Source organism: Brevundimonas sp. LF-1 (assembly GCF_037055305.1).
GTDB classification, from domain to species: domain Bacteria; phylum Pseudomonadota; class Alphaproteobacteria; order Caulobacterales; family Caulobacteraceae; genus Brevundimonas; species Brevundimonas sanguinis.
The window spans coordinates 1,082,863-1,107,371 of record NZ_CP146349.1; the positions used below are offsets into that span (position 1 = coordinate 1,082,863).

The 24,509-nt window shown below is 68.8% G+C and carries 28 protein-coding genes and 2 pseudogenes; 13 read left to right on the plus strand and 17 right to left on the minus strand.

Translation table 11 applies throughout. From position 1 onward, the window contains the following. Positions 1-60: 60 nt before the first annotated feature. The 5 genes and pseudogenes from V8F63_RS05755 (at position 61) to mnhG (ending at position 3,196) form a co-directional block, all read left to right on the plus strand. Complete coding sequence (locus V8F63_RS05755; RefSeq protein WP_025976955.1) at positions 61-405, plus strand: Na+/H+ antiporter subunit C; 345 nt, start codon at positions 61-63, stop codon at positions 403-405. A gap of 62 nt (positions 406-467) precedes the next feature. After that, positions 468-1,997 (plus strand): annotated as a pseudogene (locus V8F63_RS05760) (monovalent cation/H+ antiporter subunit D); the annotation flags it as partial. Next, positions 1,994-2,491, plus strand: a complete 498-nt coding sequence (locus tag V8F63_RS05765) for a Na+/H+ antiporter subunit E (RefSeq protein WP_392354758.1) — start codon at positions 1,994-1,996, stop codon at positions 2,489-2,491. The pseudogene V8F63_RS05760 and the gene V8F63_RS05765, both read left to right, overlap by 4 nt. After that, a complete protein-coding gene (locus V8F63_RS05770; protein ID WP_392354759.1) occupies positions 2,488-2,745 on the plus strand; it encodes a monovalent cation/H+ antiporter complex subunit F in 258 nt (85 codons plus the stop codon). The genes V8F63_RS05765 and V8F63_RS05770 overlap by 4 nt, the downstream gene beginning before the upstream one ends. Before the next feature lie 19 nt (positions 2,746-2,764). Then, on the plus strand, positions 2,765-3,196 hold the full coding sequence (gene mnhG, locus V8F63_RS05775; RefSeq protein ID WP_392354760.1) for a monovalent cation/H(+) antiporter subunit G: 432 nt from the start codon (positions 2,765-2,767) through the stop codon (positions 3,194-3,196). Here the strand turns inward: mnhG and V8F63_RS05780 are convergent. The 5 genes from V8F63_RS05780 to V8F63_RS05800 all read right to left on the minus strand — a co-directional run bounded on the left by V8F63_RS05780 (position 3,156) and on the right by V8F63_RS05800 (position 6,669). Further along, on the minus strand, positions 3,156-3,452 hold the full coding sequence (locus V8F63_RS05780; protein WP_029972442.1) for an HPr family phosphocarrier protein: 297 nt from the start codon (positions 3,450-3,452) through the stop codon (positions 3,156-3,158). The two genes, mnhG and V8F63_RS05780, sit on opposite strands and share 41 nt — an antisense overlap. Next, on the minus strand, positions 3,449-3,853 hold the full coding sequence (locus tag V8F63_RS05785; protein WP_025976949.1) for a PTS sugar transporter subunit IIA: 405 nt from the start codon (positions 3,851-3,853) through the stop codon (positions 3,449-3,451). Before V8F63_RS05785 ends, V8F63_RS05780 begins: the two co-directional genes overlap by 4 nt. A 77-nt stretch (positions 3,854-3,930) precedes the next feature. Continuing rightward, positions 3,931-4,386 carry an HPr kinase/phosphatase C-terminal domain-containing protein gene (locus tag V8F63_RS05790; RefSeq protein WP_392354761.1) on the minus strand — a complete coding sequence of 152 codons (456 nt, stop codon included), beginning with the start codon at positions 4,384-4,386 and terminating at the stop codon, positions 3,931-3,933. Next, positions 4,383-5,993: an ATP-binding protein gene (locus tag V8F63_RS05795; protein WP_392354762.1), complete on the minus strand. Its 1,611-nt coding sequence runs from the start codon at positions 5,991-5,993 to the stop codon at positions 4,383-4,385. Before V8F63_RS05795 ends, V8F63_RS05790 begins: the two co-directional genes overlap by 4 nt. After that, complete coding sequence (locus V8F63_RS05800) at positions 5,962-6,669, minus strand: response regulator transcription factor (RefSeq protein WP_134582144.1); 708 nt, start codon at positions 6,667-6,669, stop codon at positions 5,962-5,964. The genes V8F63_RS05795 and V8F63_RS05800 overlap by 32 nt, the downstream gene beginning before the upstream one ends. A gap of 209 nt (positions 6,670-6,878) precedes the next feature. On the opposite strand from V8F63_RS05800, the gene V8F63_RS05805 reads away from it, so the two are divergent. Further along, positions 6,879-7,214 (plus strand): hypothetical protein, encoded by a 336-nt coding sequence (locus tag V8F63_RS05805; protein WP_392354763.1) that lies wholly within the window; start codon positions 6,879-6,881, stop codon positions 7,212-7,214. Next, entirely contained in the window at positions 7,196-8,602 is a 1,407-nt protein-coding gene (locus V8F63_RS05810) for a hypothetical protein (protein ID WP_392354764.1), read from the plus strand. Before V8F63_RS05805 ends, V8F63_RS05810 begins: the two co-directional genes overlap by 19 nt. A gap of 9 nt (positions 8,603-8,611) precedes the next feature. On the opposite strand, the gene V8F63_RS05815 is transcribed toward V8F63_RS05810, so the two are convergent. The 10 genes from V8F63_RS05815 to V8F63_RS05860 all read right to left on the minus strand — a co-directional run bounded on the left by V8F63_RS05815 (position 8,612) and on the right by V8F63_RS05860 (position 18,911). After that, positions 8,612-8,962 carry a zf-TFIIB domain-containing protein gene (locus V8F63_RS05815; protein ID WP_253122807.1) on the minus strand — a complete coding sequence of 117 codons (351 nt, stop codon included), beginning with the start codon at positions 8,960-8,962 and terminating at the stop codon, positions 8,612-8,614. 145 nt (positions 8,963-9,107) lie between these two features. Further along, positions 9,108-10,331, minus strand: coding sequence for an NAD(P)/FAD-dependent oxidoreductase (locus tag V8F63_RS05820; protein ID WP_392354765.1), 1,224 nt, complete (start codon positions 10,329-10,331; stop codon positions 9,108-9,110). 38 nt (positions 10,332-10,369) lie between these two features. Continuing rightward, positions 10,370-10,678 (minus strand): GNAT family N-acetyltransferase, encoded by a 309-nt coding sequence (locus V8F63_RS05825; RefSeq protein ID WP_253122811.1) that lies wholly within the window; start codon positions 10,676-10,678, stop codon positions 10,370-10,372. A 31-nt stretch (positions 10,679-10,709) separates the two neighbouring features. Further along, the gene (gene polA, locus V8F63_RS05830) at positions 10,710-13,604 is read right to left on the minus strand and encodes a DNA polymerase I (protein WP_392354766.1); all 2,895 of its coding nucleotides are present in this window, start codon (positions 13,602-13,604) and stop codon (positions 10,710-10,712) included. A 184-nt stretch (positions 13,605-13,788) separates the two neighbouring features. Further along, positions 13,789-14,844 (minus strand): GTPase ObgE, encoded by a 1,056-nt coding sequence (gene obgE, locus V8F63_RS05835; RefSeq protein ID WP_134582148.1) that lies wholly within the window; start codon positions 14,842-14,844, stop codon positions 13,789-13,791. Positions 14,845-14,891: 47 nt separating this feature from the next. Beyond that, positions 14,892-15,959 (minus strand): alanine dehydrogenase, encoded by a 1,068-nt coding sequence (gene ald, locus V8F63_RS05840; protein WP_392355045.1) that lies wholly within the window; start codon positions 15,957-15,959, stop codon positions 14,892-14,894. Positions 15,960-16,148: 189 nt separating this feature from the next. Then, positions 16,149-16,286 carry an entericidin A/B family lipoprotein gene (locus V8F63_RS05845; RefSeq protein ID WP_025976938.1) on the minus strand — a complete coding sequence of 46 codons (138 nt, stop codon included), beginning with the start codon at positions 16,284-16,286 and terminating at the stop codon, positions 16,149-16,151. Positions 16,287-16,333: 47 nt separating this feature from the next. Then, on the minus strand, positions 16,334-18,019 hold the full coding sequence (locus tag V8F63_RS05850; protein ID WP_262922611.1) for a sensor histidine kinase: 1,686 nt from the start codon (positions 18,017-18,019) through the stop codon (positions 16,334-16,336). Between the two features lie 80 nt (positions 18,020-18,099). Next, positions 18,100-18,708, minus strand: a complete 609-nt coding sequence (locus V8F63_RS05855) for a sigma-70 family RNA polymerase sigma factor (RefSeq protein WP_003169827.1) — start codon at positions 18,706-18,708, stop codon at positions 18,100-18,102. Beyond that, positions 18,705-18,911: a NepR family anti-sigma factor gene (locus tag V8F63_RS05860; protein ID WP_025976935.1), complete on the minus strand. Its 207-nt coding sequence runs from the start codon at positions 18,909-18,911 to the stop codon at positions 18,705-18,707. Before V8F63_RS05860 ends, V8F63_RS05855 begins: the two co-directional genes overlap by 4 nt. A gap of 198 nt (positions 18,912-19,109) precedes the next feature. On the opposite strand from V8F63_RS05860, the gene V8F63_RS05865 reads away from it, so the two are divergent. Beyond that, the gene (locus tag V8F63_RS05865; protein ID WP_134582151.1) at positions 19,110-19,901 is read left to right on the plus strand and encodes a response regulator; all 792 of its coding nucleotides are present in this window, start codon (positions 19,110-19,112) and stop codon (positions 19,899-19,901) included. A gap of 69 nt (positions 19,902-19,970) precedes the next feature. Here the strand turns inward: V8F63_RS05865 and V8F63_RS05870 are convergent, their stop codons facing one another. After that, entirely contained in the window at positions 19,971-20,276 is a 306-nt protein-coding gene (locus tag V8F63_RS05870) for a hypothetical protein (protein ID WP_025976933.1), read from the minus strand. 324 nt (positions 20,277-20,600) lie between these two features. Between V8F63_RS05870 and V8F63_RS05875 the strand changes: the two are divergent. From V8F63_RS05875 to V8F63_RS05885, 3 genes and pseudogenes are all read left to right on the plus strand, one after another. Then, positions 20,601-20,882: pseudogene (locus V8F63_RS05875) on the plus strand (NADP-dependent oxidoreductase); the annotation flags it as partial. 346 nt (positions 20,883-21,228) lie between these two features. Then, on the plus strand, positions 21,229-21,624 hold the full coding sequence (locus tag V8F63_RS05880; protein ID WP_392355046.1) for a zinc-binding dehydrogenase: 396 nt from the start codon (positions 21,229-21,231) through the stop codon (positions 21,622-21,624). Positions 21,625-21,641: 17 nt separating this feature from the next. Then, the gene (locus V8F63_RS05885) at positions 21,642-22,049 is read left to right on the plus strand and encodes an acyl dehydratase (protein WP_025976931.1); all 408 of its coding nucleotides are present in this window, start codon (positions 21,642-21,644) and stop codon (positions 22,047-22,049) included. Between the two features lie 101 nt (positions 22,050-22,150). On the opposite strand, the gene V8F63_RS05890 is transcribed toward V8F63_RS05885, so the two are convergent. Next, positions 22,151-22,939, minus strand: a complete 789-nt coding sequence (locus tag V8F63_RS05890; RefSeq protein ID WP_278070238.1) for a SapC family protein — start codon at positions 22,937-22,939, stop codon at positions 22,151-22,153. A 149-nt stretch (positions 22,940-23,088) separates the two neighbouring features. On the opposite strand from V8F63_RS05890, the gene V8F63_RS05895 reads away from it, so the two are divergent. Beyond that, positions 23,089-23,583 carry a Fur family transcriptional regulator gene (locus V8F63_RS05895; protein WP_025976929.1) on the plus strand — a complete coding sequence of 165 codons (495 nt, stop codon included), beginning with the start codon at positions 23,089-23,091 and terminating at the stop codon, positions 23,581-23,583. Between the two features lie 5 nt (positions 23,584-23,588). Then, positions 23,589-24,476: an alpha/beta fold hydrolase gene (locus V8F63_RS05900; protein ID WP_025976928.1), complete on the plus strand. Its 888-nt coding sequence runs from the start codon at positions 23,589-23,591 to the stop codon at positions 24,474-24,476. The last annotated feature ends 33 nt before the right edge of the window (positions 24,477-24,509 follow it).

Sequence of the window (24,509 nt, forward strand, 5' to 3'; positions counted from 1 at the left end):
GCCGCGCGCGCATTGAGGAGGCCGAGGCCGAAGCGGACGCCGAGCAGAAGGGAGGGTGCAATGACCCAGATCGTCCTGGCCCTGGCCATCGGCGTGCTGACCGCGTCCGGCGTGTGGCTGATGCTGCGCCCGCGCACCTTCCAGGTGATCATCGGCCTGTCGCTGGTCTCCTACGCGGTCAATCTGTTCATCTTCTCCATGGGGCGGCTGCGTTCCGGCGCGGCGGCCTTCACCCGCGAGGGCGCCGAGGACCCGGCCCTCTACGCCGATCCGACGCCCCAGGCCCTGGTGCTGACGGCCATCGTCATCAGCTTCGCCCTGACGGCCCTGTTCCTGGTGGTGCTGCTCGCCTCGCGCGGCGAGACCGGCAGCGACCATGTCGACGGCCAGGAGGCGCCCGAATGACCGATTGGCAGGAACATCTGATCATCGGGCCGATCGTGCTGCCGATGGTCATCGCGGCGGCCATGCTGCTGTTCGACGAGCGCCGCCGCCTGCTGAAGGGCGGCCTGAGCCTGTTCGCCATGGCCGCCATCCTGGCCATGGCCCTGGCCCTGCTGCACGAAAGCGCGACCGGGGCGGCGGGCGGGGGCGACACCGCCCGCGTCTACCAACTGGGCGACTGGCCGGCGCCGTTCGGCGTCGTCCTGGTGGCGGACCGTCTGTCGACGCTGATGGTGGCCCTGACCAGCGTGCTGGGCGCCTGCTCCATGATCTTCGCCCTGGCGCGGTGGGACCGGGCCGGGCCCCGTTTCCACGCCCTGTTCCTGCTGCTGGTCATGGGCGTCAACGGGGCCTTCCTGACCGGCGACCTGTTCAACCTGTTTGTCTTCTTCGAGATCATGCTGGCGGCCTCCTATGGCCTGGCCCTGCATGGTTCGGGCGAGGCGCGGATCCGCGCGGGCCTGGCCTACATCGCCGTCAACCTGACGGCGTCCATGCTCTTCCTGATCGGGGTCAGCCTGATCTACGGCGTGACCGGCACCCTCAACATGGCCGATCTGGCCGTGCGCATTCCCCAGATCGCCGCGGCCGACCGGGGTCTGTTCCACGTCGGGGCGGCGATCCTGGGCGTGGCCTTCCTGACCAAGTGCGCCATGTGGCCGCTCGGCTTCTGGCTGACCACCACCTATTCGGCGGCCAGCGCGCCGGCGGCGGCCGTCTTCGCCATCCTGTCCAAGGTCGGCGCCTATGTGATCATCCGCCTCAGCTTCCTGCTGTTCGCGCCCGACAGCGGCGCCTCGGCCGGGTTCGGCCAGTTGTGGATCCTGCTGGGCGGGCTGGCGACCATCGGCTTCGGCACGGCAGGCATGATCGCGGCGCGCGACCTGTCGATCGCGGCGGCCTACGCTGTCATCGTCTCTTCGGGCACGGTGCTGGCGGCGGTCGGGACGGGCAACGCCGATGTCCTGGGCGGGGCGGTCTTCTATCTCGTCGGCTCGACTCTGGCCTGCGGCGCCCTTTTCATGCTGGCCGAGGTGCTGAACAGGGGCCAGGACCTGGGCGCCCGCTCGGGCCGCGCCGTCTTCGACGACGAATATTTCGATCCCTTTGACGACGAAGAGCGCAATGAGCCGGGTCTGGTCATTCCCGCGGCGGTGGCGGCTTTGGGCGGAGCCTTCCTGATCTCCACCCTGATGATCGCGGGCCTGCCGCCGCTGGCGGGCTTCATCGGCAAACTGGCCATGATGGAGGCCTTGTCGGGCCTGGGCGGCTGGGCCGGCTATGGGGTGATCATAGCCCTGTCGCTCGCCTCGCTGGGCGCGCTGATCGGTCTGACGCGGCTGGGCATGGCGGCGCTGTGGGCGCGAGACGACGACGCCGAACCGGCGATCGTGGTCGGCGCCGCCGAGGGCGTGGCCATTGCGGGCCTGCTGGCGGCCTGCCTGTTTCTGGCGATCTTCGGCGAGGCGGGCTTCGCCTATGCCGACCACACGGCGGACTGGCTGGTGCGGCCTGACGCCTATGTCCGCGCAGTGCTGGGAGGCGGCGCATGATCCGGGCGGTTCTGCCTCACCCCATACTGTCGCTGGGACTGTTCGGGGCCTCCCTGCTGCTCAGCGGCTCGACGGCGCCGCCGTCGCTCGCCCTGGCGCTGCTGATGGCTCTGGCGGCGCCGCAGATCATGCGCGTTCTGGATGTTGAGCCGGTGCGACTTAAAAAGCCGCTGACCCTGCTGAGCTTCGCCGCAGTCGTCGCCTGGGACATCGTTCGCTCGAACTGGGAGGTGGCTCTGGTGGTGCTGGGGCTGAACGCCTCGCGCGACAGCCGCGTCTCGGGCTTCGTCCATATTCCGCTGGAGATGCGCGACCGCTATGGCCTGGCGGTCCTGGCGGTGGTCATCACCAGCACGCCGGGCACGATCTGGGTCGAATATGAGGACGCGACCGGCGTGCTTCTGCTGCATATCCTCGACCTGCAGGACGGCGACGACTGGGCGGAGCGCATCAAGAACCGTTATGAGCGCCGCCTGATGGAGATCTTCGAATGAGCGGCGCCGTCTTCTACTGGGCGCTGGTCCTGGCGCAGTTGTTCCTGGCGGCCGCCGGCCTGATCGGCGTGTGGCGCATCGCCAAGGGGCCGCGCGCCCAGGACCGCATCCTGGGTCTCGACACGCTTTACCAGGCGGGCATGTTGTTGGTCGTCGCCTTCGGCGTGCGGACGGGCACCCAGCAGTACTTCTATGCGGCGGTGATCATCGGCATGCTGGGGTTCACCTCCTCGGTCGCCCTGGCCAATTCCTGATGCGCGGCGAGGTGATCGAATGATCGGCTTTCCGGCCAATGTCCCGGCCTGGGCGGCCCTGCTGGCGGCGGGCCTGGTGCTGTTCGGCGCCGGCCTGACCTTCATCGGCGCGCTTGGCCTTGTGCGGCTGCAGACCTTCTATGAGCGGGTTCACGCCCCGACCTTGGGGGCGACGCTGGGCATGTTCCTGGTCTTGTGCGGCTCGGTGATCTATTTCACGGGGGCCGAGGGGCGCTTCATGCCCGTCGAACTGCTGGCGGCGGTCTTCTTCACGGCGACGACGCCGGTGACGCTGATCATCCTGGCGCGCGCCGCCCTGTTCCGCGACCGGACGGATCGATCCGGCGACGGCGTGCGCGTGCCGCTGGAGGGCGAGTGCGCGGGCGTCGTCCGCACGCCTCCTGACCTGGTTACTGGTCCTCGTCGAAGCGACGCGCCACAAGATCGGTGAGAGCCGCCACGGCCTGGGGCGCGTCGCGCCCTTCGGCCTTCACCTCGACATCGCAGCCGATCCCGGCGCCCAGCATCAGCAGGCCCATGATCGAGCGCGCGTCCACGCTAACCCCGTCGCGCGTGACGTGAATCTCGGATTCGAACTCCGAGGCCAGTTTGACGAACTTGGCCGAGGCGCGAGCATGCAGGCCGCGCTGATTGCAGATGTTCAGGGTCGCCGTGGCGATGGCGGCTGGATCGGCGGCGTCGCTCATTTCTCGCCTGCCAGCACCCAGGAAGCGACCGAGATGTATTTGCGCCCGGCGTCCTGAGCATGGGCCACGCAGGCCTCCAGGCTTTCGCGGCCGCGCACGCTGGCCAGCTTGATCAGCATGGGCAGGTTCAGCCCGGCGATCACCTCGGCGCCGGTCTGTTCCATGACCGAGATGGCCAGATTGGACGGGGTGCCGCCGAACATGTCGGTCAGCAGGATGACGCCCTCGCCCTCATTGACGGCTGCGGCGGCGTCGACGATGTCGCGGCGGCGCCGCTCCATGTCGTCCTCGGGGCCGATGCAGATGGCGGCGACGCCGCGTTGCGGTCCCACCACATGCTCCATCGCCGACAGGAATTCAGAGGCCAGGCCCCCGTGGGTGACGATCACCAGCCCGATCATATAGGCTTCACCAAAGACATCCCCAGCCCGCCTTCGCGAGCGACAAGCCTTGTTTCATAGGGCAATCGCGGCCCGGATCAAAGAGCGGGCGGCGCCATCTCCGAAACAGCGTTAAGGGCGGCCGCCGCGACGGCCGCCGCCGAGGCCGGCCGCGGATCCAGATCGAGCTGAGGCAGGAGCACGCCCTCGATGACCCGCCACGTCGGCTGGGGCAGGCGCTCGACCGGCTCGCGCGTCAGGCGCAGGGCCAGGGCAAGCCGCGTCGAAGGGCGAAAAGGCCGGCTGACGATGCCGACGCCGCGCACCTCCATCCGCCCGGCGATGGTGTCGGGAACAGAGGCGTAAAGCGCGCCGCGACAGGCGAAGACCTCCACCCAGTCGTCGCCGACCAGCCGCCATCCGTTCTGCATCAGCCGCAGCGCCAGGTCGCTCTTGCCTGCGCCGGACGGCCCCTGGATCAGCACGCCGCGCCATCCATGCGACGTGCGGGCGGCGACGACGCTGGCGTGGACAGGCTGGCGGGCAGGGGTCATGCGCGCTTGCCGACGGCGGGCAGGCTGACTTCAAAGCGGGCCCCCAGAACGGACCCGTCTTCGCCCTTGCGGTTCTCGGCGCGGACCCGGCCGCCGTGGGCGTCGACGATCTGGCGGACGATAGACAGGCCCAGGCCTGAGTTGGCGCCGAAGGCCGTGCCCTTGGGCCGCGAGGTGTAGAAGCGCTCGAACACCGTCTCCAGGTTTTCAGCCGGGATGCCCGGGCCGTCGTCGTCGATGCGGATGCGCAGCGGCACGTCGGCCGGGCTGTCGTCGCGGTACAGGCTCACACGGACCTCGCCGCCGGCGGGGCTGAACGAGCGGGCGTTGTCGATCAGGTTGCGGAACACCTGGCCCAGAGGCACGTCGCGGCCCATGACGCGGGCGTTGTCGGTCGCCGTGACGAGCCGAACCGCCGGTTCGTCCGGCTTCCGACCGGCCTCATAGACGCCGATGATGTCGCCCAGCAGATCGTTCAGGTCGATGGTGCGCGGCCGGTCGCGCGACAGTTCGGCGTCCAGGCGCGAGGCGTTGGAGATGTCGGTGATCAGCCGATCCAGACGCCGCACGTCCTGTTGCAGCAGATTGGTCAGACGCGCGCGCTGCTCGTCCGTCTTGACCAGCGGCAGGGTCTCCAGAGCCGAGCGGATCGACGTCAGCGGGTTCTTGATCTCGTGGCTGACGTCGGCGGCGAAGCGTTCGATGGCGTCCATCCGGGTCGACAGGGTGTCGGTCATCGACTCCAGGGCGCGGGCCAGATCGCCGATCTCGTCCTTGCGGTCTTCCAGATCGGGCAGGGAGATGGCGCGGGCGCGTTGCAGGCGCACCTGGTCCGCCGCCGCCGACAGCCGCATGACCGGCCGGGCTACGAACAGGTGCAGCACCAGGGACGCCAGCAGGTTCACCGCCAGGGCCACCAGGGCGAAGGGCATCAGAGCCCGCCGCTGGGCGTCCAGGGTGGCGTTGACGTCGCCGGCCTCCAGCGTCAGCACGCCCAGAACCTGTTGCACATGGCGGACGGGCAGGGAGACGGAGACGACCCGCTCGCCTTCCTCGTTTCGGCGCAGGGAGGCCTGGGGCGCGCCGGTCAGAGCCCTCTCGACTTCGGCCGACAGCTCGGCGTTGGCCCGGGCCAGACGCGCGGTTTCGCGCGGCGATGGTTCGGCGGGGGCCAGAGCCGTTCCCGCGGGGTGGGCGGGCGGCAGGGGCGCGCCCGGAATGGTGTCGCTGACCCGGAAGGAGTCGGACACCTCGATCCCGTCGATGTCGAACAGGCGGGCGCGCTGCCCGGCCGGAATGAAGTTGTCGCGCAACCACAGGGCGGCGGCGCGGTCGTCCAGCATGGGATAGGGGTCGCCCTGGGTGATGCCCAGTTCGCCCAGAACGTTGGCCAGAAGCTCGGCCTGAACGCCGAGGGATTCCTGACGCGCCTCGATCAGCCCTCGCCGCCATTCGTTCAGCAGCAAGGCGCCGCCGAACAGGATCAGCAGGCTGAGAAGATTGAGAGCCAGGATGAACCCGCCCAGGCGCGATCCGCCGAAGCGGAATCGGCGCCGCGCCCGGACGGTTTCAGGTTCAGCTCTCGCGGTAGCGGTATCCGACGCCATACAGGGTCTCGATAGCGTCGAACTCAGGGTCGACCATGCGGAACTTCTTTCGCATCCGTTTCACATGACTGTCGATGGTGCGGTCGTCGACATAGACCTGATCGTCATAGGCGGCGTCCATCAGGTTGTCGCGGCTCTTCACGAAGCCGGGGCGCTGGGCCAGGGCCTGAAGCAGCAGGAACTCGGTGACGGTCAGCTTCACCGGCTTGCCGTCCCAGGTCGATTCGTGGCGCGCCGGGTCCATCGACAGCTTGCCGCGCTTGATCGCCTTGCCGGCTTCGGCGGCGGCCGGGTCGATGGGGTCCAGACCTTCGACGCCGGCGCGGCGCAGCAGGGCCTTCACCCGCTCGATCAGCAGGCGCTGGCTGAAGGGCTTGTGGATGTAGTCGTCGGCGCCGAGGTTGAAGCCGAGGATTTCGTCGATCTCCTCGTCCTTGGACGTCAGCATGATGACCGGCAGGCTGGAGGTCTGGCGCAGGCGGCGCAGCACTTCCATGCCGTCCATGCGCGGCATCTTCACGTCCAGGATCGCCAGGTCCGGCGGGGTGGTCTCCAGCGCTTCCAGGCCCGAGGCGCCGTCGTGATAGGCGGTCACCGTGTGGCCATGGCTTTCCAGAGCCAGGGAGACGGAGGCGACGATATTCTCGTCGTCGTCGACCAGAGTGATGTTGGCCAAGGGCTTCTCCTTAGTGCGGGCGGGGAACGTCCGGTCCGCCGTCGTCTGCACAACGCACGGCAAGCGTAACTGTTCTACTCGATCGTGGTGACTTTACGTTCACACAAAATGGAGCGCGTCGTCGCGGCTTTCAACCGCTGGAGGCGAAAGCGAAACCCGAACTTAAGCTTGGGGCCGCAGGATAAGCGTCTGTGCTTGCGAAGGGCGTCATGGCCGGACCTGTTCATTACGAAATCTACATCCGCCGCACGGCGCCGGCCGACTGGTCCCTGCATCAGGCGGTGGAGGACCGGCGTCAGGCCGTCGACGCCGCCGAGGCGCTGTTGCGCGACCGTGAGGCGGTCGCCGTGCGCGTCACCAAGGAGACGCTGGACCCCGACACGATGGAGTTCGCCAGCGTCATCATCCTGACGCGCGGCGCGCCGGAACTGTCGCGCAAGCGTCCGCCCGCCGTCGACCAGCGCGGCCCGGCCTGTCGCGGCGTCGGCGACCTGTACGCCCCCATGCGCGCGAGACCCTTGGCCGCGTGTTGGAGGACTGGCTGAACCGGCAGGGCGCGACGGCCTTCGAACTGCTGCACCGGCCCGACCTGGCCGAGCGGCTGGAGGCCTCTGGGGTCGAACTTCAGCACGCGATCCAGAAGGTCGCCGTGCCCGAGGCGCAGGCCATCCCGGGTCAGTCGGTGCACGACCTGATGCGCCACTATCAGCGCCTGGCCGAACAGGCTATCGAGCGGCTGCTGACCGCCGGGCGCAAGAAGCAGTTTCCCAGCTTCGAGGATCGGCCGGTCGCGGCGACGGCTCTGGCGCTTCAGGGCGCGGCGGACCGAGCCTTCGTCATGGGCGGGGCGGTGGCGGGCGCCCTGCGCGGCCTGCCGGGCGCGCGGGCCCGGGTCGAGCGGCTGATGGACATCTGCGATCAGGCCCCGGCAGAAGGCGCGCCGCGCGCCCTCGTTCTGGTGCCGGTGGAGCAGATTCTTTGCGAGCTTTTGGGGTCGCGTCACGGCCTGGCCCAGGTGCTGGGTCCGGGGCTGGATCAGGGCGCCAGCCTGGCGGCGGTGGTGCGCATGGCCGCCCCGCGCGAGGTGGACGCCGTCCTGGCGCAGGATGCGCGCCTCAGCCTGCTGGCCCCGCCGATCGAGGGGCCGGTCCGGCGTCTGGGCGAGCGGCTGGCGGCGGGCGAGTTTCCCCTGCTGGCCGCCTCGCTGGCGCGCATGGTGCTGCGCGAACTGATGAGCCAGCGCCGCCTGCGCCCCGGCGACGCGGTCGGCGAGATCGAGATCCTGCGCGTCCTGGCCATGGCGCTGACGGCCACGGCGGGGCGTCTGCTGACGCTGGAAGAGGTGCAGACCGCCTTTATCGAGCGGTCCAAGGGGCTGGTCGCGGCAGACTTCGTCGCCGCCTATGTCAAGGATTGCGCCAGCGTCCTGTCCGAGGCGGAGCGGCTGACGCGCCTATGCGAAAACGTCACGGGCGGCGCCAATAAGCGGGCGGCCACGCGCTGGCTGGACGCCTGCGTCGTCTCCCTGCGCTTTGAGACCGAAATGCGGGCCCGCACGCCGGGCGCGACGCCGCCCGGGCAGCGGCTGATGGCCCTGGCCGAGCTCCAGCGCGGCGTGCGCAAAGCCGGATTGTCCGAGCGTGAGACGCAAGGGGTGGTCGAAGCCCTCGGCGCCGTTGGCGGCGCGATCGAGGCCGACGCCCGGCTGACGGCGCAACTGGCCCGCGCGCCGGCCCCGGTCCCGCAGAAGCTGGCGGTGCTGCTGCGTCTGGCGGCGGGCGAGACGGGCCCCAGCGGACCGGTCGCCGAGCGCGCCCGCGCCGAGGCGGTGCGCCTGATGCGCGCGCCCGACGCGCGCGCCGCCCTCAGCGCCGAGCCGCAGGCGGTTCAGGCTCTGCGCCCGCTGATGCAGGCGGCGGGGCTGGCGGCCTAAATCGACGGCTCAGTCGAAGATGTCGAAGATATCCAGCCGCTTCTTCTTCTTGCGGTACTGATAGTCGTCGTCGCGGCGGCGGTCGTGGTCATATCGGTCGTCGCGTTGACGCGGCGGCTCGCGATAGGTCGGCTGGCCGCCCCAGGGTTGTTGGGACGGTTGCGGCGGCGGCGCATAGGCCTGGGGCGCGGGCGCGGGCGCGGCGGCGCGGCCCTCGTCGCCGGCGGCGGCCATCAGCTTCTCCAGTTCGCCGCGATCCAGCCAGACGCCGCGACAGGTCGGACACATGTCGAACTGGACGCCGTGGCGATCCAGCGTCTGCATGGGCGCATTATCGTTGGGGCACATCAGCAGGGGCATCGTCATCCTCTTTCGTCGTTGAAGGCGGTCCGACATCACGCCGCCGAAGCGCCGCCAGAGGGGCCCGTCCCGCTACGTGAAAGAGGTAGGGCGCGTCCGCGCGCGCGACAACGCGCCGCGTCGCCGCAGGCTCTGTTTCACCGGCTCAGCAGCTCTGACCCGCGGCCCAGCCCGACGACCAGGCCCACTGGAAGTTGTAGCCGCCCAGCCAGCCGGTCACGTCCGCCACTTCGCCGATGAAGAACAGGCCGGGGACGGTCTTGGCCTCCATCGTCTGCTGGTCCAGGGCGGCGGCGTCGACCCCGCCCAGCGTCACTTCGGCGGTGCGATAGCCTTCGGATCCGACCGGCTTGACCGTCCAGGCGTTGACCGCCTCGGCCAGGGCCCGCAGCTTCTTGTCGCCGACTTCCGCCAGTTTGCCCGACAGGTTTTCGCGCGCACACAGGGCCTCGGCCAGACGGCGCGGCACGACGTGGCCGACGGCCGTGTGGACCGCCTGCTTGCCGTTCTCGGTCTTGGCGGCCAGAATTTCGGCCGCCGCGTCGCGGTCGGGGGCCAGGTCGACGGTGATCGCCTCGCCCTCGCGCCAGTAGGAGCTGATCTGCAGGATCGACGGCCCCGACAGGCCGCGATGGGTGAACAGCAGGCCTTCGCGGAAGACGGTCTCCTTGGCCGGACGGCCCGCGCCCGCATCCTTGGGCGCCTTGTGGCGCACCACCGCGTCCACCGACACGCCGGCCAGCGGCTTGAGCTGCTCCAGCAGTCCCGGCTCGAACGTCAGGGGAACGAGCGCGGGCCGGGTGTCGGTGACGCGCAGGCCGAAGCGCCGTGCGACCTCATAGCCCCAGCCGGTGGCCCCCATCTTGGGAATGGACTTGCCGCCGCTGGCCACGACCAGAGACGCCGCCGTCACGCGCGATCCGTCGTCCAGATCGACCTGAAACCGCTCGCCCGCGCGCTCCACCATTCTGACGCCGACGCCCAGCGACATTGTGACGCCCGCCGCCTTCATCTCGTCCGTCAGCATGCGGATGATCTGCTTGGCGCTGTCGTCGCAGAACAGCTGGCCCAGGGTCTTCTCGTGCCAGGCGATGCCGTGGCGGTCGACCATCTTGATGAAGTCGTGCTGGGTGAAGCGCCGCAGGGCCGACAGGGCGAAGCGCGGGTTCTCGCCCAGGAAGTTGGCGCCGCTCGTCCCCAGATTGGTGAAGTTGCAGCGGCCGCCGCCCGAGATGCGGATCTTTTCGCCCGGGGCGCGGGCGTGGTCGATCACGCGCACGCGACGGCCGCGCTTGCCTGCCTCGATGGCGCACATCATGCCGGCCGCTCCGGCGCCGACGATCAGGACGTCTATGTCTGAAGACTTCATCGCCCCGCCCTAGCAGGGGATCGCGCGCGAAGCGACCGTCAGAGGCCCAGCATGGCTCGATAGGTCGGATGCACCTGATCGGCGTATTCCGGGTGCTTCTTCAGATAGCTGGAGAAGAAGGTGCACGTCGGCAGGATCAGCAGGCCCTTGTCCTTCAGATCGGCCAGGACGTGTTTGGCCATGCGGCTGGCGATGCCGCGCCCTTCCAGCGGGACCGGCACGAGGGTCTCGGTGATCAGCCGCCCGCCCGCGACCGGGTTGTAGATGACCACGGCGGTCTCGCCGTCGACGTCCAGCTCGTAACGCTTGGCGTCTTCGTTATCGCGGATTTCGGGGTCCAGGCTCATGTCGTGATCCTTGCTTGAAAGCCAATGTTCTTTAGTGCGCGCCGTCCCAGTTCAGGGCCGCCTTGGCCTCGACGTCCAGCGGCACGCTCAGATCGACGACAGGCAGGGCGGCGCCTTCCATGATGCGGCGGATGACGGCGATGGCGCGGTCGGCCTCGGCCTCGGGGGCTTCGAACACCAGTTCGTCGTGGACCTGCAGCAGCATGCGGGTTTGCAGACCCGCCTCGGCCAGGGCGCCGGGCATGCGGATCATGGCGCGGCGGATGATGTCGGCGGCGGCGCCCTGGATCGGGGCGTTGATGGCCGCGCGCTCGCCGAACTGGCGCTCGGCGCCGGACTTGGAGTGGATGGCCGGGATGTGGATGCGCCGCCCGAAGACGGTGGTGACGAAGCCCTGCGCCTTCACCAGCGCCTTGGTCCTGTCCATGTAGGCGCGGATGCCGGGGAAGCGCTCGAAATAGGTCTTGATGTAGGCGCCGGCCTCGCCCTGGTCGATGCCCAGCTGGGCGGCCAGGCCGAAGGCGCTGATGCCGTAGATGATGCCGAAGTTGATGGCCTTGGCGCGGCGGCGCGTCTCGCTGGGCATGCCCTCGACCGGCACGCCGAACATCTCGGACGCGGTCGCCGCATGGATGTCGAGGCCGCTCTTGAAGGCGCGCTTCAGCTCGGGGATGTCGCCGATGTGGGCCAGAAGGCGCAGCTCGATCTGGCTGTAGTCGGCGCTGATCAGCACATTGCCCGGCGAGGCGATGAAGGCCTGGCGGATCTGCCGGCCGGTCTCGGTGCGGATCGGGATGTTTTGCAGGTTGGGATCGGACGAGGCCAGGCGCCCCGTCGTCGCCGCCGCCAACTGATAGGAGGTGTGGACCCGGTTCGTCTGCGGGTCCATCGCCGCCACCAGAGCGTCGGTATAGGTGCCCTTCAGCTTGGACAACTGGCGCCAGTCCAGGATGGTGCGGGGCAGGGCCTGCGTCTGAGCCAGCTCCTCCAGCACGCTGGCGTCGGTGCCCCACTGGCCGCTGGCGGTCTTCTTGCCGCCGGGCAGGTTCATCTCGCCGAACAGGATCTCGCCGATCTGGCGCGGGCTGCCGACGTTGAACGGACGGCCGGCCAGCTTGTGCGCCTCTTCCTCCAGCTCGGCCATGCGCTGGCCGAAGGTCGAGGACAGGGAGCGCAGACGATCCGGATCGACGCGAACGCCGGCCCGCTCCATGTCGGCCAGAACGGCGGGCATGCCGCGCTCCAGCGTCTCATAGACGCTGGACAGCCCCTCGGCCGCCAGGCGCGGCTTCAGCAGGCGATGCAGGCGCAGGGTCACGTCGGCGTCCTCGGCGGCGTAACAGACGGCCGACTTCATCTCCACGTGCTTGAAGCTCTTCTGGCTCTTGCCGGTCCCCGCCACGCTCTTGAAGGTCATCGGCTCGTGGCCGAGGTGCAGCCGCGCCAGCTCGTCCATGCCGTGGCCGTGCAGACCGCCCTCCAGCACGTAGGAGATCAGCATCACGTCGTCGATCGGGGCGACGCGCACGCCGCGCCGGGCCATGACGGCGAGGTCGTATTTGATGTTCTGGCCGACCTTCAGCACCGACGGGTCTTCCAGCAGCGCCTTCAGCCGGGACAGGGCGGTCGGCTTGTCGATCTGCTGCAGGGGCGGGCGCGCGTCGCCGCCGTCGCCGAAGTCCAGCCCGCCGTCGCCGGTCGGCTCATGTTCGTGCGTCAGGGGGATGTAGCAGGCGTCGTTGGGCCCCACGGCCAGAGACACCCCGCACAGCCCGGCGTGGGTCGAGGACAGGGCGTCCGTCTCGGTGTCGAAGCCGACCACGCCCGCCGCCTTGGCCCGCGCGATCCAGCGGTCGAGGTCTTCCAGCGTCTGCACGCACTCATAGCGATCATGATCGATCGCCTGGGGCTCGGCCGGCACGGCGACTTCGGTCGGGCCATAGCGGGGCGTGGCCACGGGCGCGCTGGGCTGGCGGGCGAAGGCCGAGCCTTCCTTCTGCGGGGCCTTGCCGTCGCCGACGCGCCGGGCCAGCGAGCGGAACTCCATCTTCTCAAGGAAGTCGGACAGGACCGCGGGATCCGGATCGCGGATGACGAAGTCGTCGATCGGCTCGGGCATCGGCGTGTCGCAGTCCAGCTGCACCAACTGGCGCGACAGGCGGATCTGATCGGCGAAGTTGATCAGGGTCTCGCGGCGCTTGGGCTGCTTGATCTCGCCGGCCCGGGCCAGGAGCGTGTCGAGGTCGCCGTATTCGGCGATCAGCTGGGCCGCCGTCTTGGGGCCGATGCCGGGCGCGCCAGGCACGTTGTCGACGCTGTCGCCGATCAGGGCCTGCACCTCGACGACCTTGTCCGGGGTGACGCCGAACTTCTCGAACACGGCGTCTTCTTCGAGACGACGGTCCTTCATCGGGTCATACATGACCACGCCGCCGCCGATCAGCTGCATCAGGTCCTTGTCGGACGAGACGATGACCGCCTCGCCCCCCATGTCGCGCACCTTGCAGGCATAGGCGGCGATCAGGTCGTCGGCCTCATAACCGGCCAGTTCGACGCCGTGGACGCCGAACGCCTTGGTCGCCTCGCGCACTAGCGGGAACTGCGGCACCAGATCCTCGGGCGCCGGGGGACGGTGGGCCTTGTACTGGTCATAGAGATCGTTGCGGAAGGTCTTCTCCGAATGGTCGAAGACGGCGACCAGGTGCGTCGGCCCGTCCTCGCCCTTCATGTCGCGGATCAGCTTCCACAGCATGTTGCAGTAGCCCTGCACCGCCCCCACGGGCAGGCCGTCCGACTTGCGGGTCAGCGGCGGCAGGGCGTGGTAGGCGCGGAAGATGTATGCCGAGGCGTCGATCATCCACAGCCGCAAGGGCGGCCCGTCTTGAGTGAGGGGGCGGGCGGGGATTTCGGCGGTCGCGTCGGTCATGGCGCGAACATAGGGGGCGGAAGGCGCGGCGTCATCCGCGCTTCTTTCCTCCCCACGCCGTGGGGAGGGGGACCGCGGAGCGGTGGAGGGGCTTTGCCACAGCCGAACCAAGCAGCCCCTCCGTCACGGACGCTATCGCGTCCGCGCCACCTCCCCATTTGCATGGGGAGGAGAGCTCCCGCGCTTACGGCTGCCAGCCGCCCGGCGTTTCGGGAATGACGTCCGCGCCCTCGTCGGTGACCTCGCCGCGGGTCAGTTTGACCTCGGCCCAGGCGGCGCGCAGCAGTTCGGTCACGCCCTCGCCTGAGACGCCGGACACCAGCATCGGGCGACGGCCCGCGACCGCCTCCAGAGCCGCCGCCTTCTCCTCACGAGCCTCGGGCGTCAGGGCGTCGATCTTGTTCAGGGCCAGGATCTCGGTCTTGTCGGCCAGGCCTTCGCCATAGGCCTCCAGCTCGCCGCGGATGATGCGGTAAGCCTCGACCACATCGTCCTGCGTGCCGTCGATCAGGTGGATCAGGCTGGCCGAGCGCTCGACGTGGCCCAGGAAGCGGGTGCCCAGGCCTGCGCCCTCGCTGGCGCCTTCGATCAGGCCGGGGATGTCTGCGATGACGAAGCGTTCCGACGGGCTCAGGTCCACCATGCCCAGGTTCGGCGTCAGGGTGGTGAAGGGGTAGTCCGCCACCTTCGGGCGCGCCGCCGAGACGGCCGACAGGAAGGTCGACTTGCCGGCGTTGGGCAGGCCGGCCAGGCCGATGTCAGCGATCAGCTTCAGCCGCAGCCAGATCCAGCGCTCCTGGCCTTCCTGGCCGGGGTTGGCGTGGCGCGGCGCCTGGTTGACCGGCCCCTTGAAGCGGGTGTTGCCCCAGCCGCCGTTGCCGCCGGACAGCAGCTTCACCTTCATGCCCGGCTCGTCCAGGTCGACGAGCACGGTCTCCTTGTCCTCGTCCAGCACCTGGGTGCCGACGGGGACGCGCAGGACCACGTCCTCGCCCTTGGCGCCGTGCATCTGGCGGCCCTGGCCGTGGTGGCCGGTCTGGGCCTTGAAATGCTGCTGGTAGCGGAAGTCGATCAGGGTGTTCAGCCCATCGGCCGCCTCGACCCAGACGTCGCCGCCCTTGCCGCCGTCGCCGCCGTCCGGGCCGCCGTTGGGAATGAACTTTTCACGACGGAACGAGACGGAGCCCGCGCCGCCGTTGCCGGAGCGAATATAGATCTTGGCCTGGTCGAGGAACTTCATGGGCGCCTTATGGCCCAGAAGCGCGGCGATTACAGGCGGGTGCGATCTTAGCCGCGCGCCCAGACGCCGAAGGGGTCGCGCCACGACAGGCCCAGCGCCTTGCCGACGGCCGGATGGGTGATCTCGCCCTTCAGCACGTTCAGACCGCGAGCCAGGTGCGGATCGGCGCGTAAGGCCTCCAATCCCCGGTCCGCCAGGGCCAGGCCATAGGGCAGGGTAGCGTTGTTCAGGGCTTCGGAGCTGGTGCGCGGCACGGCGCCGGGCATGTTGCCGACGCAGTAGTGGATGACGCCGTCGACCACATAGGTCGGATCATCGTGGGTCGTCGGGCGCGAGGTCTCGAAACAGCCGCCCTGGTCGATGGCGACGTCGATCAGCACGCTGTCCTTCTTCATCGAAGACAGCTGGTCGCGGCGCACCAGGGTCGGGGCCTCGGCGCCCGGCGTCAGGACGGCGCCGATCACCACATCGGCCTTGGGCAGTTCTTCCTCGATGGCGTGCAGCGAGGAATAGCGGGTGATGACGCGCCCGCCGGTCACTTCGTCGATGTGGCGCATCCGGGGGATGGAGCGTTCCAGCACAACCACCTCGGCGCCCAGACCCACGGCCATGCGAGCTGCGTTCAGCCCCACGACGCCGCCGCCCAGCACCAGCACCCGCGCGGGCGCCACGCCCGGCACGCCGCAGAACAGCAGCCCCATGCCGCCCTTGTGCTTCAACAGGGTCTCGGCCGCCGAGAAGACGCCGATGCGGCCCGCCACCTCGGACATGGGCGCCAGCAGAGGCAGGCCGCCGTTGCGGTCGGTCACCGTCTCATAGGCGATGGCGGCGCAGCCCGAGGCCAGCAGGGCCTTCGTCTGCTCGGGATCGGGCGCCAGGTGCAGATAGGTGAACAGGATGTGTTCCGGCTTCAGCAGGGCGAACTCGGCGGGCTGAAGCTCCTTGACCTTCACGATCATGTCGCTGTCGGCGAAGACGGCGGCGGCGTCGGGGGCGATGCGCGCGCCCGCCTTCTCGTAGTCGGCGTCGGTAAAGCCCGCGCCCAGACCGGCTCCGGTCTCCAGCAGGACGGTATGGCCATGGGCGACGTATTCGCCGGCGGCGGCCGGCGTCAGGCCGACGCGATGTTCATTGGTCTTGGTTTCTCGGGGGAGCCGACGCGCATTTTTCTTTCACTGTCCTGACCCCTGCGTGGGGCGCGCGGACGCTAAACAAGCAGGCCATGCGGCGCCAGCGAAAAATAAAACCCCGCGGACACAAATGTCCGCGGGGTGAAAACTCCGGCCCGATGAGGACTGAAGCGCTTAGTTCTTGGCGTCGCGAGCGGCGCCTTCGACCGCCTGGCCAGCGGCCTGGGTGTCCTTGCCGACGCCCTGAATGGTGTTGCAGGCGGCGGTGGTCAAAGCGGCGGCGGCGACGGCCAGAATGATGATCTTGCGCATAGGAGGCTCCTGTTGGTTCGGGCTCCGCGCCCGTCCTCCATACAACGCTACGCTTGGGGCGGGGTTCCGCTGAGACGAAAGGCTGCGACCTCTCGCACCTGGGCTGCGTCGCGGGCTTCGGGCGTGACGAAGGTCAGCCGCGCGATTGAGCCGCCGCCCGGCGCGGGAATGATCCGGGCCTCGCCGCGTAGTTGCTTGGCGAAGGCCATCATCAGAGTGCGGCCGACGCCCGCCTCGACGGCGTCGTCCAGTCCGGGGCCGTCGTCCTCGACCTCCAGCACACTGGTGTCGCCATCGACCTTGAAGCGCACCTTCAGCTCGCCGCCGCGGCCAGCGAAGGCGTGTTTCTGGGCGTTGGACACGGCTTCGACCAGCCACAGGGCCAGGGGCGCCAACTTGTCCGGGTCGATGATCAGCGGGTCGGCTTCGATGGACGTCGTCACCAGGGGGCCGCGCACCGCTTCCCCGGCGATGAGCTGGCCGACCAGTTCGCGCAGGAAGGTGTCGGCGTCGGCCTCGCGAATGTCCTCGCTCTGGTAGAGGACGCGATAGATCTGGGCCAGGGCGGTGATGCGCTGTCGCGTGTCGCCCAGCGCCGCCCGCGCGCCCAGATCGGTCACCGCCCGTTGCTGCATGGACAGCAGGGACGAGATGATCTGCAGATTGTTTTTCACCCGGTGGTGGATTTCGCGCAGCAGGGCGTCCTTCTCCTCCAGCGCATCCAGAATATCCCTGTCGCGACGGGTGATGGTCTCGCCCAGCTGGCCCAGGGTGCGGGCCAGGGTGCGGATTTCGGCCGGGGCGTGCTCGGCCTGAACCGGGCGAATGGAGAAACGTCCTCGCGCATAGATGGCGGCCACCCGTTCCAGATAATCCAGCCAGCGCACCACGATCCGCTCGGACAGCAGCATGACGGCGGCAAAGGCGGTCAGCCACGCCGCCAGCGGCAGCAACAGGGTGCCGAACGGGTTCAGCCGCGCCCAGGACAGCAGTCCCGGCGCCGGCGCCGACAGCAGGACGAAGACATCCTGCCCAGCCAGAGGCGCGCCTCCATAGACATGGCGTCGTCCCTGGGCGTCGCGCGCTTCGAACATGACGACGGCGTCGGCGCGCGCCCGGTCCGTCCAGCCGTTCGCCTCGGCCGCGCGTTTCAGCGCGAACGGCCGCGGATCAGTGGCGATCAGAATGTTTCCGGCGCCATCCGTCAGCGCCGCCTCCGACCCGGCGGGCAAGGCGGGATCGCGGATGTCCGGCTGGAGCACGCTCAGCGGCACCGTGGCCGCCATCGCGCCTTGAAAGGCGCCCATCGGGCGTTCCCAACGGACGGCGACGATCAGGGATTCGCCGTCGGCCGAACGCTGCATCACCACGTCTTCGCCGCGCTTCAGGCGCTGGTGCCAGGTATCCGCCGACACGTTTTGTTTCGTCTGCGCCTCGCTCTCGCTGCGCGAGGCGCAGACCGGCGCGCCCGTGGCGCTGTAGCGCGCCAGGCTGGTGATCCCCTCCATCCGCGCAGCGAGGGCGGTAAGGCGAGCCTCGCAAAAGAAGCCGCCCCCTTCCGGCGTCAGAGCCTGCAGCAGCACCACGGTCGAGCTGATCCGGGCCTTGGCGTCCGAGGCGCTGCGTTCGGCCGCCAGCTGCAGGTCGAGCCGGCGCTCCTGCTCCTGCTTGCGGAACTCGGCCTCGGTCTGGATCACGCCGAGCAGCAGTATGGGCAGCAGGCCCAGGGCCATGGCCAAGCCCAGGCGGAATCGGATGCCCTGGACGCGACGGCGCCCGAGCTTGCGGCCCAGAACCCGGCCGACACGCACCGCTATTTGCGCCCGGCGCCGCTTAATCTGTCCGCGTCGGCCAGGATCGAGCGCATGGCGTCGCCCGCCGATTGGCCGTCGCGCGCATAACCGCCGCGCTCCAGCGTGGCCTGCAGGGCCTTGCGCGCGCGCGACACCCGGCTCTTCACTGTGCCGACGGCGCATTGGCAGATTTCCGCGGCTTCTTCATAGGCGAAGCCGCCCGCGCCCACCAGGATCAGGGCCTCGCGCTGCTCTTCCGGCAGCGACTTCAGCGCCTGACGCAGTTCGTCCAGCGCCACCGGCGCCTCGGGGTCGTCTACGGCGATCAAGGTGCGTTCGGCGGCTTCCTGGTCCAGCTGGGTCTGACGCCATGAGCGGCGCTTTTCAGAATAGAACTGGTTGCGCAGGATCATGAAGGTCCAGGCCTTCATGTTGGTGCCCATCTGATAGCTGGCGCGGGCGTCCCACGCTTTCATCATGGCTTCCTGAGCCAGATCGTCGGCGGCCGTCGGGTCGCCGGTCAAGGTCCGGGCGAAGGCCCGCAGGTGAGGGATCAGGGTGACGAGTTCAGCCTTGAACGCGTTGTCGTCTGATGACGAGGGTCGGGCGGCGGGGGTCGTGGTGGTCACTGCCCCTCCTTGGCGGATGCGCCCTGATCGGCGCGGCGAAGGATTTCCAGAAATTCGTCCGGCACGGGCTCGTTGACGACTTCGTCGAACATATGGCGCAGCTTAACGCCGATGGCCTGTTGACGCAGACGGACCTCTTCGAGATCGCGTTCGTCCGAGTTGGACCCGCTGATACGCGCGGGGGTGTCCTTAGGTTCAATCATGGAGTTTCCGGCCGCCGCCCAAGCCTTGTGAAGTCGTTCATAGAGACGCAAAACGCCGCCTCTCCAATAGAGTTCCTACGCCGTTGCTATTTTATGCTCAAGCTGGACGAAGCCCACGGAACCGTGGCGTCTCTGATACGTTAAGGTCCGTCTAAGCCCGTCTCGTCAGTGGAGGCGGGCGCAGTCGGGGATCTACATATGAGCCTTTTGGCCAGACTTGCGCCGCATCTGCCCTATGTTCGCCGTTACGCGCGCGCCCTTACCGGCGATCAAAGCACGGGCGACAACTATGTCCGCGTCGCGCTTGAAGCCCTGGCGGCGGGCGAGCGTCAGCTGCCTGCCGACATGACGCCGCGGGTGGCGCTCTACCACGTGTTCCATACCATCTGGTCGAGCACCGGGGCCCAGCTGGAAAGCGGCGGCGTCTCCGAAGCCGACGACGCTTCGCGTCGGCTGATGCGCATCGCACCCCAGTCGCGACAAGCGTTCCTGTTGACCGCGCTGGAAGGCTTTACGCCGTCCGAGGCCGCCCAGATTTTGGCCGTCGACCCGCGCACGGTCGAGCGCCTGATCTCTGAGGCCCAGTCCGACATCGACGCCGAGTTGGCCACCGACGTGTTGATCATCGAGGACGAGGCCATCATCTCGGCCGACATCGAAAGCCTGGTGAAGGAGTTGGGCCACCGCGTCACCGGCACCGCCACCACCCACGACGAGGCCGTGGACGCCGTTTCGCGTCACGCGCCGGGGCTGGTTCTGGCGGATATCCAACTCGCGGACGGCTCTTCGGGCATCGATGCGGTCAAGGACATCCTGCGCAAGTTCGATGTTCCGGTCATCTTCATCACCGCCTTCCCGGAGCGGCTGCTGACCGGGGAACGGCCCGAGCCTACCTTCCTGATCACCAAGCCCTTCCAGCCGGAAACGGTGAAGGCGGCGATCAGCCAGGCGCTGTTCTTCCATCCCTCGCGCCAGAAGGCGGCCGCCTGATCCACGGCGGCGCCCCCGACGCCTTTTCAGGGGCTCCGCTGCTGCGGAGCCCCTTTTGCTGGTGCAAGATCAGGTGGCGGGAGAAGCGTCGACCGGCGGCGGCGCCGCTTCCGGGCCGGCGCTGCGGGCGGTGCGGTCGGCATCCACGACCGGCGGCGGTTCAGGCGTCATGCTGGCCTCCTCGGAGGTTCGACGCAGGCCGGCGTTGTTGACGGCCCATATGCCCAACAGCAACACGGCGGCCGCCCCCGCCGATACGATCAGCAGCATCAGGATGCGACGCCCGCCGCGGCCCTGGCGCACATATTGGGCCTCCACGGGGTGGTGAGTCTCTACGGCGTCGGCCGAGTGCGAATGCGGGTCTTGATGGGTCATGGGCTCGCCTCCTTGTCGCGGTTTGAGAACCTGTAGGGCCAACGTCGCCGTCGCTCGGCCGTTCCTTCGACGCTAGCCCGTCGCCCGGGTCGGGAACCGAGTCGCAAGTCCGTCGTTATTCGGTCGCCGAGGGCTATTCCCCGGGCCGACCTGACCGTCGGTCTTCGCCCTCGCCTCATTCTCGATGATGCGACTCCTGGCGGATCCTCAAAAGGGTCCGCCTTCTTTTGCTGGGCGGTCACGCGTCTGCGTTCGGCGGCTTGCTCTGCCCGCGGGAGGCGCCACTATGGGTCCTGAAAGAAAACCCTGATGGGAGACAGACTGATGAGCTTGCGCAACCGGCAGTGGATCCTGCGTCGCCGCCCGCAGGGGCTGATTCAGGATGGGGATCTGGAACTGGTCGAAAGCGTCGTGCCTGATCTGAAGGACGGAGAGGTCCTGGTCCGCACGATCTATCTTTCGATCGACCCGACGAACCGCACGTGGATGAACGATTCCGAAGGCTATCTGCCGCCGGTGGGTCTGGGCGACGTCATGCGCGGGCTGACGCTGGGGGTGGTCGAGCAGTCGCGCGGCGAGCGGTTCAAGGAAGGCGATCTGGTCACGCCTCTGTCCGGCGCCTGGGCCGACTACGCTGTCGTGCCCGAGGCGGGGCTGCGGCCGGTCCATCGCGCGCCGGGCCTGCCGCTGACCGCCAACCTGTCCGTGCTGGGCATGACCGGGATGACGGCCTATTTCGGCGTCACCGACGTGCTGAAGGCCAAGGCGGGCGAGACCCTGGTGATCTCGGCGGCGGCCGGGGCGGTCGGCTCCATCGCCGGCCAGGTGGCCAAGCAGCGCGGCTGCCGCGTCATCGGCATCGCCGGCGGCGCCGAGAAATGCCGCTGGCTGACCGAGGAGCCTCGGTTTCGACGGCGCCGTCGACTACAAGAACGAGGATGTCGGCGACGCCCTGGACCGGCTGGCTCCCGACGGCATCGACCTCAATTTCGAGAACGTCGGCGGCGACATCATGATCGCCGTGTGGAACCGGCTCAAGGTGCACGGCCGCATGGCCGTCTGCGGCCTGATCTCGGCCTATAACGCCACGCGGATGCCGCCTTCGCCCAATTTCTCGCGCATCATCACCCACCGTCTGAACGTGCAGGGCTTCCTGGTCCTCGACTACGCGCACCGCGCCAAGGAGATGATCGCCGAAATGGGGCCTTGGCTGGCCGACGGGAAAATTCAGTGGAAGGTCCACGTCGATGACGGTCTGGAAGGGGCGGTCGGCTCGCTGAATCGCTTGTTCACCGGCGACCATGACGGCAAGCTGATGGTCCGGGTGTCGGAGGAGCCGGCGGCCTGAGCGAGGAACGACCGCGCATGACCGAACCTCTGCACGTCCATTTCGAGGATCTTGAGATCGGCCAGGTCATTCCTCTGGGCGCCTGCGCCGTGGATGCGGCGGCGCTGGACCTGTTCGCCGAACGCTTCCTGCCGGGGTGGGACGTCGCCTATGGCGCGCCTGAAGCGATGGTCTACGCCCTGTGGAGCCGTCTGTCCGCCGATCGCATGGGCGGCTGGGCGGGGTCCAAGACCCTCGCGGTCGACGGGCTGCGCTTCCTGCGCAATCCCCCGGCGGGCGAACTGCTGCGCGGCCGGCTGACGGTGATGGGCAAGGATCCGGTCGGCGACGAGAAGGGCGTGGTCATCGCCCAGCAGGACATGCTGGACGAGGCCGGACGGCTGGTCTTCTCCTGCCTGACCCGCGCCCTCGTGGCCCGCCGCTAAACCCATCTCCTGACAAAAAACGCCCCGCCAGCAATCTGACGGGGCGTCTTCATTTCATTGTTCATCGGGCCGTCGCGCGAACGCGCGTCGGCCCGATTTAATCAAGCGTTGGCGGCGACCGGTTGCTGGGCGGCGCGGGTCAGGGCCATGGCGATCAGGCGGTCCCAGCCCAGCAGCGACACCAGGTGGGCGTAGATCTGGCCCAGGGCGCCGTTGTCGCGCAGTTCGGCCAGCTTCTCGACCGGCAGGGCCTTCAGCTTGTCTTCCGATACGGCGAAATATTCGGCGATCTTTTGCGGCGCGCCGGCGGTGCCGTCGGCGTTGCGCGGGGTGAAGGTGGCTTCACGCACCTCGAACAGGTCCAGTTCCGTCAGCAGGTTGATGAAGGACTCGGTGCGCACGCGCTCCTGCTCGAAGTTGTTGCAGAACTCCATGCCGAAGTTGACGTAGCCGCTGGGCTGGCCGTTTTCGAACAGCGGCGTCTCGCCGCCTTCGACCACGAAGGGAGCGGCGCGGTCGATGCACAGCACCATGCGCTTCTGCTCTTCGTCATTGGCGAAGACGAAGGGATAGCGGCGGACATAGGCCGGGATATAGGCGTCGGGCCGGAAGTCGCCGTTCTCGATGAACAGGTTCTCGCCCTGGTTCAGGCCCATGGCGGCGACGGGCTGCTTGGCGTCGCCGACGAAGATGACCGGATAGGACAGGGCGGCCGGGGCGAACTCCGTCACCGTCAGCGGCACGACGTGGGTCTGGGCCACGAAGGCGTAGGGTTTGTCCGCGGGCGTCACGCCCAGCTTGCCGTGCACGTCGGCCGACAGCGGCTCCGGCTGGGAATAGAACAGGACAGTGCCCGACAGGGGGCTGTTCGCTTGGGTGGCGTCGGTCATGAAATAGGGTCTTCTGAACAGAAAGGACGGCTCTTCTAGCCCATGCCCGAGGCCGCCGCAAACGCCGCGGTTTGGCCACAATGGGGCCTGATCGGCCTGCGGCGCGCGGTCCCGGTTGCGGCGCGGCTCAGGACCCCTAGCTCTAGCTCATGGGCGACGCCTGCGATCATGATCATATCGACAGCCGACCCGGCGCCGCCGAGGTCGAACGGGCGATCGCCGCCGTCGAGGCGCGGTTTTCGGCCGACGGCGACCGCATGACCGCTCCGCGCCGCCGCGTGCTTGAACTGCTGCTGTCGGCCGCCGAGCCGGTCAAGGCCTATGACCTGATCGCCCGTTATGGCCTCGATGGTCAGGCCGCCAAGCCGCCGACCGTCTATCGCGCCCTCGAGTTCCTTGAGAAGCGCGGTCTGGCCCACCGCATCGCTTCCATCAGCGCCTATGTCGCCTGCACGGCGGACGCCTGCGCGCCGGGCGGCCATGCGGCGGCCTTCCTGATCTGCGACTGCTGCGGCGCGACCGAAGAGGTGGCGGTCCCCGGCGCCGATGTGATCGCCCAGGCGGCCGCGAACGCGGGCTACGCCATCGACCGCACCACGATCGAGGGCCATGGCCGGTGCGGCGCCTGCCGCATCGCGGCCTGATCCGGATGGACGCCCTGGCCCTGTCGGCCCCGCGCCGGATCAGCGTGCCGATCGACAATCGCTGGGGCGCGGGCGACATGGCCGTGCTGGACTTCGGCGATCCCAAGCGGCCGGTCGACCTGATCTTCGTCCACGCCAACGGCTTCAACGCCCTGACCTATCGCTCCGTGCTGCAGCCCCTGTCGGGCGCGCTGCGCATCTGGGCACCGGATCTGCGGGGGCACGGCCGCACGCGCCTGCCCGCCGTTCCCGACGGCCGCCGCAGCTGGAAGGATCATCGCGACGACCTGATCTGTCTTCTGGAGGCGATCGACGGCCCTCCTGTCGCCCTGGCCGGCCATTCCATCGGCGGGACCAGCGGCCTGATGGCCGCCGCCGAGCGCCCGGATCGGGTCTCGCGTCTGTTGCTGCTGGACCCTGTCGTCTGGCGCCGCGAGATGGTGTGGGCGATGAACCTGCCGCTCGCGGGCCTGCTGTCCCAGCGCTTTCCCATCGTCGCCAACACCCTGCGCCGCCGCGCCCTGTTCGACAGTCGTGAACAGGCGATGGGCGCCTATCGCGGACGCGGCGCCTTCAAGGGCTGGCCGGACATGATGCTGGCCGACTATCTGGCTGATGGTCTGGTCGAGACCGATTGCGGGCTGGAGCTGGCCTGCGCCCCGGCGTGGGAGGCCTCCAACTACGCCGCCCAGGCGCACGACCCCTGGCGGGCCCTGGCGAGCTATCCAGGTGCTGTGAGAATCCTCAAGGCGGAGACAGGCGCCCTGTGCGCCGTCGCCCCGTCGTCGCGCCGGCCGAATGTCGAGGCCGAGACCGTGGCGGGGGGCGGTCACCTGTTCCCCATGACCCATGCCGAGCTGACGCGCGACGCTCTGCTGGACCTGGCGGTCTGACAGCCGCGCCATTTGGTGCTAGGCCTTGGCGGC

What these genes read in the sequence shown, in the direction of transcription:
- V8F63_RS05755 (WP_025976955.1), top strand. Translation starts at nt 61, where the DNA reads ATGACCCAGATCGTCCTGGCCCTGGCCATCGGCGTGCTGACCGCGTCC.
- V8F63_RS05765 (WP_392354758.1), top strand. Translation starts at nt 1,994, where the DNA reads ATGATCCGGGCGGTTCTGCCTCACCCCATACTGTCGCTGGGACTGTTC.
- V8F63_RS05770 (WP_392354759.1), top strand. Translation starts at nt 2,488, where the DNA reads ATGAGCGGCGCCGTCTTCTACTGGGCGCTGGTCCTGGCGCAGTTGTTC.
- mnhG (WP_392354760.1), top strand. Translation starts at nt 2,765, where the DNA reads ATGATCGGCTTTCCGGCCAATGTCCCGGCCTGGGCGGCCCTGCTGGCG.
- V8F63_RS05780 (WP_029972442.1), bottom strand. Translation starts at nt 3,452, where the DNA reads ATGAGCGACGCCGCCGATCCAGCCGCCATCGCCACGGCGACCCTGAAC.
- V8F63_RS05785 (WP_025976949.1), bottom strand. Translation starts at nt 3,853, where the DNA reads ATGATCGGGCTGGTGATCGTCACCCACGGGGGCCTGGCCTCTGAATTC.
- V8F63_RS05790 (WP_392354761.1), bottom strand. Translation starts at nt 4,386, where the DNA reads ATGACCCCTGCCCGCCAGCCTGTCCACGCCAGCGTCGTCGCCGCCCGC.
- V8F63_RS05795 (WP_392354762.1), bottom strand. Translation starts at nt 5,993, where the DNA reads ATGGCGTCGGATACCGCTACCGCGAGAGCTGAACCTGAAACCGTCCGG.
- V8F63_RS05805 (WP_392354763.1), top strand. Translation starts at nt 6,879, where the DNA reads ATGGCCGGACCTGTTCATTACGAAATCTACATCCGCCGCACGGCGCCG.
- V8F63_RS05815 (WP_253122807.1), bottom strand. Translation starts at nt 8,962, where the DNA reads ATGCCCCTGCTGATGTGCCCCAACGATAATGCGCCCATGCAGACGCTG.
- V8F63_RS05820 (WP_392354765.1), bottom strand. Translation starts at nt 10,331, where the DNA reads ATGAAGTCTTCAGACATAGACGTCCTGATCGTCGGCGCCGGAGCGGCC.
- V8F63_RS05825 (WP_253122811.1), bottom strand. Translation starts at nt 10,678, where the DNA reads ATGAGCCTGGACCCCGAAATCCGCGATAACGAAGACGCCAAGCGTTAC.
- polA (WP_392354766.1), bottom strand. Translation starts at nt 13,604, where the DNA reads ATGACCGACGCGACCGCCGAAATCCCCGCCCGCCCCCTCACTCAAGAC.
- obgE (WP_134582148.1), bottom strand. Translation starts at nt 14,844, where the DNA reads ATGAAGTTCCTCGACCAGGCCAAGATCTATATTCGCTCCGGCAACGGC.
- V8F63_RS05845 (WP_025976938.1), bottom strand. Translation starts at nt 16,286, where the DNA reads ATGCGCAAGATCATCATTCTGGCCGTCGCCGCCGCCGCTTTGACCACC.
- V8F63_RS05850 (WP_262922611.1), bottom strand. Translation starts at nt 18,019, where the DNA reads ATGGCCCTGGGCCTGCTGCCCATACTGCTGCTCGGCGTGATCCAGACC.
- V8F63_RS05860 (WP_025976935.1), bottom strand. Translation starts at nt 18,911, where the DNA reads ATGATTGAACCTAAGGACACCCCCGCGCGTATCAGCGGGTCCAACTCG.
- V8F63_RS05865 (WP_134582151.1), top strand. Translation starts at nt 19,110, where the DNA reads ATGAGCCTTTTGGCCAGACTTGCGCCGCATCTGCCCTATGTTCGCCGT.
- V8F63_RS05870 (WP_025976933.1), bottom strand. Translation starts at nt 20,276, where the DNA reads ATGACCCATCAAGACCCGCATTCGCACTCGGCCGACGCCGTAGAGACT.
- V8F63_RS05885 (WP_025976931.1), top strand. Translation starts at nt 21,642, where the DNA reads ATGACCGAACCTCTGCACGTCCATTTCGAGGATCTTGAGATCGGCCAG.
- V8F63_RS05890 (WP_278070238.1), bottom strand. Translation starts at nt 22,939, where the DNA reads ATGACCGACGCCACCCAAGCGAACAGCCCCCTGTCGGGCACTGTCCTG.
- V8F63_RS05895 (WP_025976929.1), top strand. Translation starts at nt 23,089, where the DNA reads ATGGGCGACGCCTGCGATCATGATCATATCGACAGCCGACCCGGCGCC.
- V8F63_RS05900 (WP_025976928.1), top strand. Translation starts at nt 23,589, where the DNA reads ATGGACGCCCTGGCCCTGTCGGCCCCGCGCCGGATCAGCGTGCCGATC.